The organism is Phycisphaerae bacterium, assembly GCA_018003015.1.
Lineage (GTDB): Bacteria > Planctomycetota > Phycisphaerae > UBA1845 > PWPN01 > JAGNEZ01.
Map to the genome: position 1 here is coordinate 43,907 of JAGNEZ010000016.1, position 14,099 is coordinate 58,005.

General features: G+C 62.9%; 11 protein-coding genes. 7 read left to right on the top strand and 4 right to left on the bottom strand.

The genetic code is table 11. The features are described 5' to 3' along the window. Positions 1-26: 26 nt before the first annotated feature. The 4 genes from KA354_09455 to KA354_09470 all read left to right on the top strand — a co-directional run bounded on the left by KA354_09455 (position 27) and on the right by KA354_09470 (position 5,785). Positions 27-1,802 (top strand): hypothetical protein, encoded by a 1,776-nt coding sequence (locus KA354_09455; GenBank protein MBP7934856.1) that lies wholly within the window; start codon positions 27-29, stop codon positions 1,800-1,802. A gap of 10 nt (positions 1,803-1,812) precedes the next feature. After that, entirely contained in the window at positions 1,813-3,138 is a 1,326-nt protein-coding gene (locus KA354_09460; protein ID MBP7934857.1) for a hypothetical protein, read from the top strand. An 83-nt stretch (positions 3,139-3,221) separates the two neighbouring features. Further along, entirely contained in the window at positions 3,222-3,917 is a 696-nt protein-coding gene (locus KA354_09465; GenBank protein MBP7934858.1) for a response regulator transcription factor, read from the top strand. Continuing rightward, entirely contained in the window at positions 3,917-5,785 is a 1,869-nt protein-coding gene (locus KA354_09470; protein ID MBP7934859.1) for a HAMP domain-containing histidine kinase, read from the top strand. Before KA354_09465 ends, KA354_09470 begins: the two co-directional genes overlap by 1 nt. A 27-nt stretch (positions 5,786-5,812) precedes the next feature. On the opposite strand, the gene KA354_09475 is transcribed toward KA354_09470, so the two are convergent. Then, the gene (locus KA354_09475) at positions 5,813-7,837 is read right to left on the bottom strand and encodes a hypothetical protein (protein ID MBP7934860.1); all 2,025 of its coding nucleotides are present in this window, start codon (positions 7,835-7,837) and stop codon (positions 5,813-5,815) included. A gap of 307 nt (positions 7,838-8,144) precedes the next feature. On the opposite strand from KA354_09475, the gene KA354_09480 reads away from it, so the two are divergent. Then, positions 8,145-8,453, top strand: coding sequence for a hypothetical protein (locus KA354_09480; protein ID MBP7934861.1), 309 nt, complete (start codon positions 8,145-8,147; stop codon positions 8,451-8,453). Between the two features lie 6 nt (positions 8,454-8,459). On the opposite strand, the gene KA354_09485 is transcribed toward KA354_09480, so the two are convergent. The 3 genes from KA354_09485 to KA354_09495 all read right to left on the bottom strand — a co-directional run bounded on the left by KA354_09485 (position 8,460) and on the right by KA354_09495 (position 12,085). After that, positions 8,460-9,083: a class I SAM-dependent methyltransferase gene (locus KA354_09485; GenBank protein ID MBP7934862.1), complete on the bottom strand. Its 624-nt coding sequence runs from the start codon at positions 9,081-9,083 to the stop codon at positions 8,460-8,462. Between the two features lie 52 nt (positions 9,084-9,135). Beyond that, positions 9,136-10,194, bottom strand: a complete 1,059-nt coding sequence (locus KA354_09490) for a radical SAM protein (protein ID MBP7934863.1) — start codon at positions 10,192-10,194, stop codon at positions 9,136-9,138. A gap of 91 nt (positions 10,195-10,285) precedes the next feature. Further along, the gene (locus KA354_09495) at positions 10,286-12,085 is read right to left on the bottom strand and encodes a glycosyltransferase (protein MBP7934864.1); all 1,800 of its coding nucleotides are present in this window, start codon (positions 12,083-12,085) and stop codon (positions 10,286-10,288) included. 202 nt (positions 12,086-12,287) lie between these two features. Between KA354_09495 and KA354_09500 the strand changes: the two genes are divergently transcribed. Beyond that, positions 12,288-12,551, top strand: a complete 264-nt coding sequence (locus KA354_09500) for a transcriptional regulator (GenBank protein ID MBP7934865.1) — start codon at positions 12,288-12,290, stop codon at positions 12,549-12,551. A 257-nt stretch (positions 12,552-12,808) separates the two neighbouring features. After that, positions 12,809-14,089, top strand: coding sequence for a hypothetical protein (locus KA354_09505; protein ID MBP7934866.1), 1,281 nt, complete (start codon positions 12,809-12,811; stop codon positions 14,087-14,089). The last annotated feature ends 10 nt before the right edge of the window (positions 14,090-14,099 follow it).

Here is a 14,099-nt window from a genome sequence, read left to right on the forward strand (position 1 = left end):
CCGCCATTCAGAAAGGAGCGCAGGTCATGAGGAGACTCGCCGCATCGGCCGCTGTCACTCTGGTTCTTGTCGCATGGTTATGTCCAAACAGTCTGGTATTGGCTAACGGAGGGCCGTTTGTGGTCAAGTATCCCGAGGGCGACCCAGCGGCCAAAGGAGTGCTTGCGCCGCTGACCAACCAGCTCAGACCAGGACGAGAGGAGCGACTGAGAGTTCTCAAGGAGGATCTCGAACTTGTCTTCGTATCCGACCGGAGCCGCATCCCTCTCGGGACGGGGGGGCACGAATCATCCTCACCACTGCCGCCGCTCGTTGTCGTGGCCGCGGCTTACACCATCGAAAACCCGACGGACAAGGACATTGAAGTCGCCTTCGGTTTTCCCATTCTCCGCGGCCTGTACATGAGTCCCTTCTCGATGATGCCCCGTCCCGACGCTCAAGTTCGGTTGAACAACAAGGATGTCGTGCATTCGACGATCATCTCGAATTCGGCGATCTACGGCATGATCCGTGAGCAGGCCAGGCGAACGATCGAGAAAGCCATCGCCAGGGACGACCGGTTGAGTGCGCTGGTTGCCCAAACACGAGCGACCGGCTGGGTCCGGCAGCGCGTGCGGGCTACCCTGCGGACCGCAGTCGGACAGGACCGGGCCCTACAGAAGGCCGTGGACAAGGATGCGCTGGTTGGAGACGCGGCGGCGCCGGCGGCCGGACTGCGCGAGTCGGACCATGAGGCCGCCAGGACGGCTCTGCGAGAGCACGCCGCCAGGGTGATGAAGTGGGACAAGAGCAGCGCCGGACTCCTGGTCGAATACGCGAGTCTCGATTGGGGAAGCTCTGAGGTTCTGGCCAATCCACCCGATCGACCGTACTTCTTGTGGGGCGGGGCTGGCGACAGCAACCAATGGGTCTATCGAAACCTCGGGCCGTTGAGTGCCATCGGCGAACAGAAAGCCACCCAGCTCTTTGCGACGCTGGCGGCTCGCTTTGATCCGATGGTTGCCAGCACTTACGAATCGATCTTCAGCTCATGGGGTGGCGACGTGCGGGAGCGATCAGTCGATCTGACCACCGGGACCGTGCGCCCCAGGGAGATCATCGTCTCAACTCGGCCGGCGTCTGAGGATCGTCACGCCTTGAGAGGGAGCGATCCGACAATATATGCTCGCGTGGACTACCTGGACCCGAACGCCCGGATTAGCGAAGCGGAAAAGGACTCCTGCAGAGGTCTCCTCAAAGACCTTCCGGTCGTGTTCACGTTTGCCCCGATGAACCTGATCCAGTACCAGGTCCGATTCCCGGCCAAGGCCACCCAGGTGCTAACCGTGAGCTACATGCAATACGCGTACAAGGACACGCGCGAGCCGGCCAGTTACCAATTCGCCTATGTTCTGCACCCGGCCTCGATGTGGCGGGACTTCGGGCCGATTCACCTGAAGGTGGGGGTACCAGCAGACGTGCCGTTCAAGGCTTCGGTTGCCTGCGCGACCGGCGGCGTGGAAGAACACGAGTTGCCGAAGGACGTACTGGTTGCTCGACGCTCTGATGGGAGTTTGAAGGATCGATACGCCTTTCACCGGGCAACGCTTCGGGACAAGACTGGCGAGCTGTTTTTGGCGGTGGGCGCGGCCGCGATGGACCAGAAGACCCTCGAGCCTGTGGCGGCCCAGCCGCCTGCCGCGCGCTCGCAACCGGGCGGCGTCGGCACTGCTCAACCTGCGACGCTGACCGGGGGCACACCGGTATCCAACCACGGCGTATCCCTGCGACCTCCGACCACAGTGACACCATCAGGGCAATGAGGCTCATCTCATGAACCGCCGACAGTTCCTACGATACACTTTGGGGACGGCGACAACATCGCTGGGCGCAGCGGCGTCGACCGTCACGCCCGGTGCCGTTCTCCTGACAACCCACACCGGCGATGCTGCGGCGCGATGCGCACGTCTCCCGCCGGTGAGGCGGACCGAATCCGCACCACGTCGCCGGCAGCCCAAGAAGCAGGATCGCAAGCTCATCGTCGTGGTGTTTGGCGGCGGCACGCGATCCAGCGAGACCATGGACGACCCCTCCCATCGGCACATCCCTCATCTGTGGAACGAGATGGTGCCGCGGGGCACGCTCCTGAGTCACATGCATATCGAGCATCGCGTGGTGCACCCCAACTGCACGGCATCGATCATGACCGGGCACTGGGAATGGGATGACAACGATTGGTCGAAACCGTTGGCCCATCCCAGTCTGCTCGAGATGGTTCGCAAGGAGACCGGGCAACCGGACACATCGGCATGGGCCTTCGTGTATGCGTCCATCCTGGCGAGGATCAGCGAGAGCATCGCTCCAGGCTATGGTTTGCCGGTGGCGGCCAACGTGGTTGAACCTCCGACCATCTCACGATCCGTGGCGGAACAGATGAGTCAGTTGCTGCACGAAGCCGCCGGGCGTGGCTCCGTCGAAGGGGAGTTGGCAGCCGCCCGGGAGTGTGCCCGGCTGGCTCGTCTGAACAGCCGGCTCAACATGAGCGGCCTTCGGTCGGAGCCGGCCCGAGCCTTTGTGGAGCGCGAGTACCAGGCCTGGAAAGGAGGCGACGGGACGACCAGTCACGATGCCTTCCTGACCGATCGCGCGGTTGCCTGCATGAAGCGGTTCGCGCCTGATGTTCTGGTTGTCGCGTTTGGCGAGATCGACTGCGCTCACTACGGCTCGTGGTCGCGGTACGTGGAGGCGATCCAGCGAACCGACGAGCTAACCTGGCGGCTCTGGCAAGCGACCCAGGAGATGGAGAGCTATCGCGGCAGGACGCTCATGCTGATTCTCCCTGATCATGGGCGGGAGTTAGAGAGTGCCGACGGCCCGGGTTTCATTCATCACAGCGATTTCTACACCGACCGCGGTGCCGATGAAGGCTGCCGACGGGTGTGGATGCTGGCTCTCGGGCCGGGTGTACCAGTCGGGGGGAGGGTCGATCGGCCGATACCCACCACCGCCGTCGCGGCCACAGCCCTGGAGCATCTGGAGCTGAAGGCCTCGGAAGGAGCCGCGGCTTCCGTACTGACGGAGCTGCAAAGCTGCAGTGGAGCGAGCGGACAGGAAAGGCCGCCCGGAAGACGCGTTGCGATAGTGGAGAAAGCGGGCTAATCTGGATTCGTCTGGATCGATGCGGGCCGGGGAGCTTGGCGACGTCGACCCTTCGGCGTCTGTTCATGAGATGGGAGTGGTGAATGGTGCAGATTCTGGTCATCGAGGATGACGCCGCCATCCGGCAAGGGATCGTGGATGCGGTGGAATCTGAAGGGTACTCCACATTCGAGGCGGCAGACGCCGTACGGGGACGCGACATGGCCCTGGGGGTGGATTGTGACCTGGTTTTGCTGGATCTGGTCCTGCCTCGCGGCGATGGGCTGGACATCCTTCGCGACGTCCGGTCCGCCCGCCCCACCTTGCCGGTGATCATTCTCACTGCCCGCGGAGCCGAGGACGACCGCATCAAAGGGCTGAAGCTCGGGGCGGACGACTACGTGGTCAAGCCGTTCAGTGTGAAGGAACTGCTGGCCCGCATCGAGGCTGTTCTGCGCCGGTCGCCGGAGCGACCGGTGGACATCCGTGAAGTTCATCTGCCCGGCGGCGTGGCCGACCTGGAGCGGCGGGAACTGCGATTCCAGGATGGGGGGCGAACCGAGCTGTCCGAGCGGGAGTCGGAGTTGCTCCGATACCTGGCGATGAACCCCGGGCGAGCCGTTTCCCGGGAGGAGATCCTGTCTCACGTTTGGCGTCTCGACCCCAACGGGATCGAGACGCGTACGATCGACATGCACGTGGCCCGATTACGTGAGAAGCTGCGTGATGACGGAGCCCAGCCGCGCGTGCTGCTCACGGTACGTGGCAAGGGCTACATGTTCGCCTCGGAGGGTGGCTGATGCGTCCGTGGCACAGATGGACGTTGTTCGCTGTGGCTCTGGCCGTCGTCTTGGCGGCCCTGGCCTGGAGCACACGTACCATCGTGTGCCTGGATCGGGCTGAAGCCGAGGCCCGGCATCAGACCGCTCTGGAGGAGTCCGTTCGCCTGGTCTTATGGCGAATGGACTCGGCCCTGGCCCCCCTGATCGCCCAGGAGAGTGGGCAGCCCTATTTCGCCTATGTGCCCTTCTATCCAGCCGAGCGAGCGTACACCCGGATGTACGCCAACATCAGCGCCGGTGATGTGCTGATGCCCTCTCCCCTACTGATGCAGCCGCAACCGCGCGTTCTGGTGCATTTTCAGATTGACGCGGCCGGTCGATTCAGCTCTCCGCAGGTGCCGGTCGGTGAGCAACGGAACCTGGCCGAGCAACAGGGGTTTCGATCGGCAGCAGCGATTGAGGACTCTGCCCGACGGTTGGCGGTGTTAAGCGACGCGCTCAAACCGGATTGGCTGCGCGACCGGCTGCCTCTTCCTGCGGTTCGTAACCTAACCGTGGTGTCCTTACCCTCCGACCAGCCGGATGCCCAGATCACGGGCCCGTCCCCGTGGGCTCAGGCGATGGTCCAGCAGCAAGCCGTTCGCCAGCGACCTTCCGATGGGGGGAAGCTGACGAAAGGACAGCAGCGGATCATCGAGGACAACAGCCGTCGTGCCCAGCAGCAGGTCGAGGCCCAGCAGGGCTTCATGAGCGGCAATTTGCTCAATGTGGACCCCTACAACACGAATGTGGCTGCCGGCCTCATGCAGCCGTTCTGGATCGAGGACATGCTGGTGCTGGCTCGCAGGATCTCGGCCAACGGGCAGGAGTACATTCAGGGCTGCCAGTTGGACTGGCCGGCCATTCGCCAGTGGCTGCTGGCCGATGTCCAGGACGCCCTGCCGGCGGCGGCGTTGGAGCCGATGGGCGGCCGGACCGACGATCGCGCGATCTACCGACTAGCCGCCTTGCCGGTGCGGCTGATCGCCGGGCCGGTGCCGGTGGCCAGGGATTCCGTTCCTTCGACACTGAGGATCTCTCTGCCGCTGGCCTGGGCTTGTGTGCTAGTCGCCGCGACCGCGGTTGCCGTCCTGCTGAAGGGTGCGGTCTCACTGAGCGAACGGCGTGGGGCGTTTGTATCGGCCGTCACTCACGAACTGCGGACGCCGTTGACCACGTTCCGGCTGTACACGGATTTGCTGGAGCAGGGCCGCGTCACCGGCGAGGAGAAGCGCCGGCAGTATCTGACGACGCTGCGGGCTCAGGCTGAGCGGCTCTGCCACTTGGTCGACAACGTCCTGGCTTACGCTCGTCTGGAGCGTGGCAACCATCGGCGGCCGCTGGAGACGATTGACCTGTCGGATTGGCTGGCCCAGGCTGGCCCGAGACTAGCGGAGCGGGCGGCCCAGGCGGGCATGGAGCTTGGGGTGGTGATCAACGATCGGCAGTCGGCGGTAAGCCAAGAAGACCAGGCCGGGCGGCGGTCTAGGCTGTTTGTCCGGGCGGACGAGTCGGCCATGGAGCAGATTCTGCTGAATCTCGTGGACAACGCGTGCAAATACGCGTCCGGTGCCGAGCGGAAGGCGATCGAGATCGTCGCCGGGCGGCGAGGTGCTGGGGTGGAGATCATGGTCCGGGATCATGGCCCGGGGATTGCCCAGCCTGACCGCCGAATGCTGTTTCGGCCGTTCCGCAAATCGGCGAGTAAGGCGGCCAACTCGGCACCGGGTGTTGGCCTGGGCTTGAGCCTCAGCCGTCGACTCGCTCGCGAAATGGGCGGTGATCTGCGGCTCGACAGCGCGGTCCAGACCGGTGCGTGTTTCGTGCTGTCTCTCCAGGCGGAATGACGCGGGACGACGCGCTGCCGGTGCGTTCTACGGCTGCGCGATCAGCACGCCGTGTACATCGACTCGGGGTACGGTGACCGACAGGACGCCATCCGACCAGGTCCATTCCCCAGCGCCTCCTTCTGGAACCCATTCTACTTTTTGCGGTTTGACCGGGAGGCGCCATTTCACCGAGATGGGCCCGACGGGCGGGACGTAGTCGATCAGGGCGTACTCATTGGAGGTGGGTACGTTGGCCCGATTCAGGAAGTGCAGGGCGGGCCGTCCGTCCCTGGTTTTGCGCAGAGCGACGTCGAGGCACGGCGGGCCGCTCACCGTGAAGGCCGGCTCGGGGAAGACGCGTTGAACCACCTGCCCGATGAACTCACGAAGGTAGGGACTGTGCAGGTGGAGGAACCGCAGTCCAACCGGACCGTAGATCGCCCCGACGATGCCGTTCTCATGCCGGGCAATGGTGGCCGCGATTTCGCCGCCCATCCGCGTATCCCGAGTCGGGTATCGCCAGCCGACCGCCTCCGCCCGATGCAAGGTGACTTTCTGCCAAGGGCCATTGATCGCCCCGATTCCATGGGGGGACGCCAGCTCGGCTGGAACCTCCTGCGGCTGCCCTTCGAGCTTGACACCGAGGATGGGCTCGAACTGCCTGGCCGCCGCGGTCCCGACCAGAAGGAGTCGACCGCCATCCCGCACGTAGGCGAGCATCTCGTCCTTCATTCCATCGGCGAACCGGTCATAGTCCGGCACGACGATGCACGGATAGTCCTTAAGACGCCCCTTGATCTGGTGTTCCGCGAGAATGTCGACCGAGTAGTGGAGTTCGAGCAAGGCATGGAGTGTGCCGACCAACTCTGGAAAGCTGCCCCAGGCTGCGCCCACGCTGTCGGAGCGGTCCTCGATGACCGCGGTAGACATCAGCAGGGCGACTTGCGGAATCGACGTGCTCTTGTGGCTCACAGTCTGGCGTGCGCGGCAGAAATCGGCCACCCGGCCGGTGGTCTCGATGACCGCGTCGGCGATGTGCCCCTTTCGGGTCGGCTGGTAGTAAATCTGAAAGCCACCTCCCTGCATGAGGACCACGGCTGCCTCCTGCTGAAGATGGACGGCGGGCTTGATGTTCTGGCCCATGCCCGCCAGGTTGTTCACGAAGCCCCAGGCCATCAGGTCCCAGGGCATTGCGGTGGAAGCGGTGTAGCGAGCCTCGGGGCGGGCCCGATCGACGGAGTTGGTGGGATCGTAGTCGCCGGAGACGAAATCGACTTTGACCCTGACCGGCCAGGGGGTCAGCGTGGTGTACAACCAGTTGCTGGCCACCTGGAACCCTGGGCGTGCGGCATGGACGGCGTCCACCCAGTGCCCGACGTATTGCTCGAAATGACGCCGGTTGAATCGTTTCCACTCCAGCCAGTTGGGCTCGCTGCGGTTCCCGGGAGCCTGATCGAAGCCGGTTTCCTTCTTCCACGCCGCGAGTGCTTCAGGAGAGTAGTCCCAACGGGCGGCCCAGCATTCGCCATCCACCCACGCCCCATCCAGATCGTACTTGTTGGCCGCCTCGACGAGTTGCGGGATCATGACCTGGTCGACGTACGGGCTGAACACACTGGTGTTGTTCGTGTCCCGCTGCCCAGCGGCGTTCATCGCTCCCCACTGAGGGTTCCTGGCCAGTGCGGCCATGTCGAACAGGCCGGAGAAGTGGATGTACAAGGCCACGCCATGGTCGCGGGTCACTTTGCGCCAGATTTCCAGGGAATCCCTGGTGATGTGCGGCGCGGAAGGCCCGATGTTCGACGGCCAGCCCAGAAACCCGCCGTGTCCCTTGCTGTCGTACTGCACGTAATCTGGCTGCACGCGGGTGAGGAGCTTAGCGACCATTTCCTCAGTCACATCGGCACCGAGGGCCGGGTCGCCGGGGCCCGGGTGGAGATCGAAATGCAGCCCGAAGAAGGACTCCGCCCTGGGCAGCGGGCGATGACCTGCCCTATTCTCTCCCATCGACGGCGAGGCGCATGCCAAACAACCACTGACGACAAGGACATAGAACCGGTCTCTGAGCATGGATGGCTTCCTTTCTGGCCGATCTGCTCTACACCGCAGATGTCTGTGGCCGGATGCCGCCTCTGACTTGACCGACGCCGGTCCGCGGTCACCTGGGGTCTGAAGGGTGTCGAGACTCACGGCCGTCGTCAAGTGCCCGCTTTCGACGTCAGGTCCGCCGGGCTGTCGCACCGGGGAGTATACCACGACCAGATGGCAGGCGAGGCCCTCCTCCCCGCCGCGAGGTTTTACCTCAACCGGGCTTGCGGGATGAACGATGTATACCCGCGATTTCCACTCTTGTGGAGTTCCGGAGGTTCACGCAGGCATGCAGGTTCAACTGATCGCGGGCGAGAAGGAGCGGCACCCATCAACCGGCGGCGACAGGTCATCCGTCCGGGAATCCTGTCCGGGGCTGCTTTCACTCAACCGGACACCCGATACAGTTGAGCCGCTCTCGCCGGATCTCGGGCTGACCGCTGTGATCTACCCATTCCAGGGCCGTCTGGCCGGCACGGCCAACCAGGTGGTTGCAGCTCTGTTAGCCGTGCTCATCCTGGCGATCATTGTTTTTCCTGCTTCTTTCGGCGGCGCCTGGGGAACCGTGCTCACCAAGATCATGTACTGGCTCTACTAACTCGTTTCACTTGAAGCATAGTCCGATGAAGTTCCATGCCGTGGACGGATGTCCCGCGTAGATGTATTCGTCGTTCTGGCAGAACACCATGACTCTACGGAAATGCGGGTTCAGCGTTCCCACAAATGAGTCGTAATCGTACTCATGGACGTGGTGATGCCGCCTGGACACGGACCGATCGACCCGGCTGCGCGGCGTGCTCAGGATGAACAGCCCCCCGTCCTTGAGGTGCCGGGCGCAGTTAGCGACCATCAACCGGCCGTCGTCGGCGCTGACGTGTTCGATCATCTCGAAGCTGACCACGACGTCGTAGTCGCCCTTCGGCGTCTGTTGGGGATGCACGATGTCTCCAACCACGTATTCCAGGTTGTCGCGATGATAGGTGGCCGCGCACCGAGCCACGGACTCCGGGTCGATGTCCAGCCCGGTGACCCGGCGTACGTGCCGGCTGAGGAAGTTGCATCCGAAGCCCGCCCCGCATCCGACCTCCATGACCTTGTCCGTTTCCCGCATCCATTTGCAGGCGAACTTATACCGGGCGATCGTGAAACCGATCATTTCCAGTGGTTCGTCCGGGTTGTTGAGCTCGACCCGAATACGGATCGGACAATTCACGTGGTCGGTTCTCATACTTGAGCATCTCCCTGCCGCCCGCGAGCGGACCGAGTGACCTGCCCGGCGGTCAGATGAAGTCCACGTGCTGCTTTCTCTCGAGCATCAGGTAGTTCAGGATGTCGTTGTACGTGTTGTAGCGGCTCGAGGTCATGCCGCCCATGCACGCCCGCCCGCATGCTCCCTCATCGACGCGAGCCATCACCTCGCGGCGTCTCGAACCCGTCCAGATGGCCTCAAAGCTCTGATGGTTGACGTTGCCGAAGCTGAAGGGCTTATTGCCTCGCAGGAAGCAGCAGGCGAAGACCTCGCCGTCGGCCCCGATCACTCCGACCAGGTTCGGCCCCAGGCATCGGCGCCAAGGGAACGCCTGACGCGGGTCGGCGTTCAGGTACTGATCGGTGAAGTTGCCGAGGAGGACGCGGAACTGGTGGTTGTCCAGCCGTTTGGCGAGGGTTGCCTGGCGGCGCATTTCCTCGCGGATCTCGACCGGCAAAGCGGCCTCGGGGTTGAAGACGCAGCGGATGCTGGCGTAGGCAGTTCCGAGCGAGCGGGCCAACTGGGCGAAGGCGACGATTTCCCGGTGGTTTCGCTGGTCAGCCACGAAGTTGAGGCCAACCACCGTCCGGTTGCTGTGCGTGGTGAGGTACTCGATGTTCCGGAGGATGCGATTGAAGTCTGTTGTGCCATGGATGAGTCGATGAGTGGCCGGCAATGCCGCATCGAGACTCACCCGGACCCAGTCGGCCGTATCGAGTACCGCCTGGGGCGTTCCTTCGCGTGGCATCGAGCCGTTGGTGATGAGTCCCACGGCCAGGCCGCGGCCGGCACAAGCTCGGAGCATCTCGTTGATTTGAGGGTGGACGGTCGGCTCGCCGCCACCCTTGAGTACAATGGACCGGACTTGCTGGGCCTCGAGTTCGGCGATCAGTTCGACGAATCGCTCGTACTCGAGCTGCTCTCCGGTGTGGGATTGAGCGCTGACGCACCACTGGCAGCGATGATTGCACTTGTTGGACGGATCGATCTCTACCGTGACCGGATACACGAGTTCACCGGTTACGACGGCCTGGACGCGGTCGAAGTGGTTGAGGATCTTGTAGGGGCTGAAAGGCTCACCCTCTTGCATGGGCGGTCCTGAGCGACCAGCCGCGGGGCGCAGGACGCGTATCTCGCCGTTGGGTGCTGGCGAACAGGCTGCCGGCCGCAGCATCGTGTCGTCAGCGGGCAGTACCGGTGGCGACATGGCGCCCGGTTCGTGCGTCGGACAGGTTGTCGGATGACTCATCGCTCTTGAGTACCTCCAGGAGTTGAGACATACGTCTCGCCATGGTGTGATCGCGCAGCGTTCGTTCGGCGGCCTGGCGGGCCATCCCCATGCGCTGCTCGGGATGGTCCAGGTAGTAGCGGATCTTCCGCTTCAGCTCGGTGATGGAGCCGAACGTATCCAGTTCCCTGCCCGGCTCAAAGACCTCTTCGAGCGGATGCAGCTCGTGCACCCGCCCGACCAACAGGAATCCGCCGGCCGCTGCGGTGTCGTACAGCCGCGGGTGGTGTACTGTCCAAGTGTGCAGATGCAGATTGATCGCCGATTGCCGGACGGCTTCGAGGAGAGGCGGACCGTTCTCGATCTTGGATCGAGCCTGGCTCGCCACCGCGGGAGACTCTGTCCAGCCGTTTCCGAAGAGCCCAAGTCGAAACTCGGCCAAGGCGGAGACGTAGAGTTCCCTCAACACGAAGTGGGCCACCCGATAGCGGAAGTACAGCGTGTCCTGTCTGGGGCTCCATTGGGTGGTCTGGCCGGTCAGACCCAACTCCGCGGCGCAGTCGGCCAGGAAAGTGCCCAGTTCGGGGAGAATGAAGGGCTCGTCCTCGCCCTGATGGAGGACCCAATCGCGCAGCCTCAGTCGGGCGTACTCGAATACGCGCTGCAATTCAGGCTTGAGGTGCTTGAATTGGATGAGGTCCTTGTACCACTCCCACGGGTAGATATTACCCACGAAGAGCACGTCGTAAGTTGGTGTTGAAGCGATCTCGGCAGGATGGTAGATTTCCTGATTGGTCCCGATGTTCAGATGGAGCACGTGCTCAGGCCCAATTCCCGCGGACAGAGCGTCTTCCCGCCAGTCTTCGAGCATGACCAAGAGCTTGTCTCTCGACAAGCGGTTGTCGCCGTATTGGGGATGCCAGCAAGCACCGTAGTCTTGGTCCCAGGTGACCACGCAGAGTTCGCTGGGTAGGCCGGGATACTGGGCGCGGGTCTCGCCGTTGATGAACAGGATGTCCGGATCGAATTCCTGGAGATGCTCCAGGAGGTCGTAGGACTTGGCCGGCGTTTGTTCGAGGAGCACGAGTCGAGTCTGCACCCCGTGGGCGCCGAGTGCGGAGGCGATGTCGCGGGCGCAGTAGCCCTGATAGGAGGTGTTGCGCATCGCCGCGGCCAGCACTCGCAACGGTCGGTCTCCAGCCTTCAAGATCGAACCGGGCTTCGGGCGGTTGACGTACGCCGGAGCGATGCGGCCGCGCAATTCGTGACTGACCAGGTCCAGCAGCATACCCAGTCCGTGTCCGATAAACTGAGCCCCTTGGCGGGCGGGAGGCTCCGGCCAGGCTCCGCGCCACAGGCCCCAGGGCCAATCCCGAGGCGGCTCGCGCCGACACCAGGATTCGCCGTAGTGCATCCCTGGAACCATGATCCAGGGTCTCCATGCCTGGTGCTGAATGCACTCCGATGCCCCTGGCGAGCCCAGGAACAGCAGGAACTGGGGTACGCTGTGGAACATCTGGACGACTTTTCGTCCTTCAGAGAGTGCCTCCAACCTCTGTCGAGCCGGCCACGCCTCGCTGGCATTGAACAGGTAGTCGTTTCGTCCGCTGGTCTGGTAGCATGGGGGAATCTGCTTCTCGGTGGGCGCCATGACGATGGGATTCGTCTGCCGCCAGGTTTGTATGTCCTGTAATAGCAGCGGGTAACGTTCCGCCAGGAGAGCAACACAATGATCGATTCCGCTGCTGAGCACGCGCAGGACTCCTCACGCCCGCGGCTTCCGGGCGGGCACCTTGTGTTTATCGGCCTAAAACCGGCGATGGCTCAGCTAGACCGCTTTGTTGCGGGGCGGGCTCGGCGAATCGGGTGATTCTGCGGTGGACTTCGGCTGGGCCCAGGATAGAGTATAAGAGGGAATCTGGCAGGTATCCCGGCTGACTCAGGGGGGAAACGAAATGACCGACGAGGTGCTCAACGCCAGACTGGCAGAAGCTCAAGACAGAATCAATGCTCTGCCCGCCGAACAACGCGGCCCCCTGCTCGCGCTCGTTGAGGAGACCCGCCAACGCCACCTGGAGCTGAAGAAGAGCTTTAATCGTATTCACGAGGCGGTCGACGAGTGGCGACTTCAGATGAAGTACCTCATTTTCGATCGCGAGGCCACTCATCGGGAGCTGGACCAGCTCCGCAAGCGGCTGGACGGATCTGAGCCGTCGTAGCCGGTCTTTGTTGAACACACCGGGCGGCGTCCAAACCAAGCTCATGATCCTTTGCAGGCAGATCCGTGCCCTCACCGCTCCCAGTGCCGGGCAAGCAGGGAGAACGCGAATCCTGATGCGGGCGTACTTCCGTCGCCCGAGTGGCTCTCTCAAGCCTGGGTCTCCTCGGCGAGCGTCACCCTCCGCATGTGCGTGGCATTTCCATGCCGGTATAATCGCCTGGTGCTGACGTCCTCCACACCACCAAGGAGAAGAAGATGAGCGTCCCTGAGCCATGCCGTATCCGGTGGATCGTGCTCGTGTGCTGCGCGGGCATGTCTGCAGTCGCGGTCCTCGGAGCCGAATCCGTCCAGAACACGGCTTCCGAGTTCGCGGGCGATTCAGCATTCATTCAAAAGGCCCTGGATGCGGCCGCCGCCCAGGGAGGCGCGGTCCGCCTCGAAGCCGGTCGATACAACGTAGATCGGGCCATTTCAATTCCGGAGGGCGTTACCCTGGCCGGCGTATGGGAAGGGCCTCATCACTCGCAACTCAAGCGAGGCACGGTACTGGAGGTTACGGCCGACCACGGCAATGAGAACGGCCCCGCCGCTATCACCCTGAATCCGTCGAGCACGGTGCGTGGAATCACTGTGTTCTATCCCACGCAGCGCATTCCCGACATCGTGGCGTATCCCTGGACCGTTCAGGGCAAGGGCATGCACAACAATGTGATCGACTGCACGTTCGTCAATCCCTACAAGATGATTGACTTTGGGACTCACGCCAACGAGCTACACTACATTCGCAACTGCTTTGGTTGCCCGCTCAAGATCGGCGTTCACATCGACCGGTGCACGGACATTGGCCGGATAGAGAACGTCCACTTCAATCCGCACTACTGGAGCAAGCGAACCGACGCAGCCAACGTCCCCGATTGGGGAGCGTTGTCCAAGTACCTTTGGGAGCACCTCATCGCTTTTGAGTTTGCCCGCACGGACTGGGAGTATGTATGCAACACCTTCTGCTATGGCGCCAAGATTGGGTATCACTTCCATGAATCGAAGGCGGGAACGGCCAACGGCAACTTTCTCGGCATTGGTGCGGACTGGTGTCATCGGGCGCTGGTTGTCGAGCAGTCGCAGTCGCCCGGGCTGCTGATCACCAACGGTGAATTTGTCGGCGGCACCGGTGGGCGAACCCTGATGGAGGTGACCGCGACTCATACCGGCGTTGTCCAGCTGAACAACTGTGCCTTCTGGGGTCCCTGTGAAGTAGCCGCCATTCTTGACGGCACAGGCACCACCAGTCTCAGCCAGTGCAACTTCCTCAATGTCGTCGACAAGCCCACCGGCGTCTACCTGATCCAGGGCATCAACGGCGATTTGACTGTCCAGGCGTGCCGATTTGGTTTCGATCGGCCGGCGATCCAACTGGGCAAGGAGGTCAGGACCGCGGTTATCGCCGGGAACCGATTTGTTAGCCGGAAGAGCATCGAGAACAACAGCACCGGTGACGTTCAGGAAGGCCTGAACGTCGTCAGAAAACGGGCCAAGTGAACACCATGCC

Coding starts and splice junctions, on each gene's coding strand:
- KA354_09455 (MBP7934856.1), top strand. CDS start 27: ATGAGGAGACTCGCCGCATCGGCCGCTGTCACTCTGGTTCTTGTCGCA.
- KA354_09460 (MBP7934857.1), top strand. CDS start 1,813: ATGAACCGCCGACAGTTCCTACGATACACTTTGGGGACGGCGACAACA.
- KA354_09465 (MBP7934858.1), top strand. CDS start 3,222: ATGGTGCAGATTCTGGTCATCGAGGATGACGCCGCCATCCGGCAAGGG.
- KA354_09470 (MBP7934859.1), top strand. CDS start 3,917: ATGCGTCCGTGGCACAGATGGACGTTGTTCGCTGTGGCTCTGGCCGTC.
- KA354_09475 (MBP7934860.1), bottom strand. CDS start 7,837: ATGCTCAGAGACCGGTTCTATGTCCTTGTCGTCAGTGGTTGTTTGGCA.
- KA354_09480 (MBP7934861.1), top strand. CDS start 8,145: ATGCAGGTTCAACTGATCGCGGGCGAGAAGGAGCGGCACCCATCAACC.
- KA354_09485 (MBP7934862.1), bottom strand. CDS start 9,083: ATGAGAACCGACCACGTGAATTGTCCGATCCGTATTCGGGTCGAGCTC.
- KA354_09490 (MBP7934863.1), bottom strand. CDS start 10,194: ATGCAAGAGGGTGAGCCTTTCAGCCCCTACAAGATCCTCAACCACTTC.
- KA354_09500 (MBP7934865.1), top strand. CDS start 12,288: ATGACCGACGAGGTGCTCAACGCCAGACTGGCAGAAGCTCAAGACAGA.
- KA354_09505 (MBP7934866.1), top strand. CDS start 12,809: ATGAGCGTCCCTGAGCCATGCCGTATCCGGTGGATCGTGCTCGTGTGC.